This window comes from Pseudomonas veronii, assembly GCF_001439695.1.
GTDB lineage: Bacteria > Pseudomonadota > Gammaproteobacteria > Pseudomonadales > Pseudomonadaceae > Aquipseudomonas > Aquipseudomonas veronii.
The window spans coordinates 1-1,171 of record NZ_JYLL01000083.1 but is presented as its reverse complement, the minus strand read 5'-3'; the positions used below and the strand labels follow the sequence as shown (position 1 = coordinate 1,171).

Below are 1,171 nucleotides of genomic sequence, written 5' to 3'. Positions count from 1 at the left end.
GGATGCTCCGATCAACTTGTCGTGCAGCCGCGGCAAGTTGCAATTTTCCAGGCACCTACAGCGTCATTGGACGAAAAGTGACCGAAAAATCATGTACGGAGAGCTTTTTCGACCGGTTCTCCGTGTTAAACGCGAACCTCACCCATACCCATGAGCTGTTTTCGAACCCTCCACAGGTTTGCCAGGGCGAACAGCGTGGTCAACTGAGCCGTGTTTTTCATCAGCCCACGAAAACGTACTTTCACGTAACCAAACTGCCGCTTGATCACGCGAAACGGATGCTCGACCTTGGCCCGTGTCTGAGCCTTGCAGAACTCGATCTTGCGCTTGGCTTTGTACAGTACGCTGCGCTGGTTCAGCTTGGAATAGGTGCTGCGACGCGCTGCAATCTGCCAGATCACCCCCCGATTTTCATGCTCTTCGCGCCTTTCGACACCGGTGTAACCGGCATCTGCATACACGGCGTTTTCTTCGCCATGCAACAGTTCAGCCACCTGCGTGACATCGGCCACATTGGCAGCGGTGCCATGGACGTGATGCACCAGGCCGGACTCGACATCGGCACCGATGTGCGCCTTCATCCCGAAGAAATACTGACCGCCTTTCTTGGTCTGGTGCATCTCGGGATCACGCTTGCCTTCTTTATTTTTGGTCGAGCTGGGGGCATGAATAATGGTGGCATCGACGATGGTGCCTTGGCGCAGCGACAGGCCTTTTTCCTGCAGATAACCATTGATGACCGCAAGGATTGCCGGTGCGAGCTGATGCTTCTCCAGCAAGTGCCGGAAGTTCATGATCGTGGTGTCTTCGGGGATTGGCGCGCTCAGCGTCAGGCGTGCGAACTGGCGCATGGGCGTGATTTCGTAGAGCGCTTCTTCCATGGCCGGGTCGCTCAGGGAGAACCAGTTCTGCAACAGATGGATGCGCAGCATGGTTTCCAGAGGATAGGGTTTTCTACCGCCGCCGGCCTTGGGGTAGAACGGTTCGATCAGCTCCAGCAGGCCTGCCCAGGGCACCACCTGATCCATTTCGGCGAGGAAGCGCTCTCGGCGGGTTTGCTTGCGCTTGCCGGCGTACTCAAAGTCGGAAAAGCTCATCTGGCTCATGGGCGGCTCGGATCAGGTGTTGCGGGGATTCTCGCATAACTGAAGGCTTGTTCGGAGATTCCCTA

The 1,171-nt window shown here is 56.5% G+C and carries 1 protein-coding gene; it reads right to left on the bottom strand.

Annotated elements, in window-relative coordinates; genetic code table 11:
* Positions 1–125: 125 nt before the first annotated feature.
* A complete protein-coding gene (locus TU80_RS31060) occupies positions 126–1,106 on the bottom strand; it encodes an IS5-like element ISPa41 family transposase (protein WP_014003920.1) in 981 nt (326 codons plus the stop codon).
* Between the last annotated feature and the right edge of the window lie 65 nt (positions 1,107–1,171).

Bases quoted from the DNA above. Each gene is read 5' to 3' on its own strand.
- TU80_RS31060 (WP_014003920.1), bottom strand. From the start codon at position 1,106: ATGAGCCAGATGAGCTTTTCCGACTTTGAGTACGCCGGCAAGCGCAAG.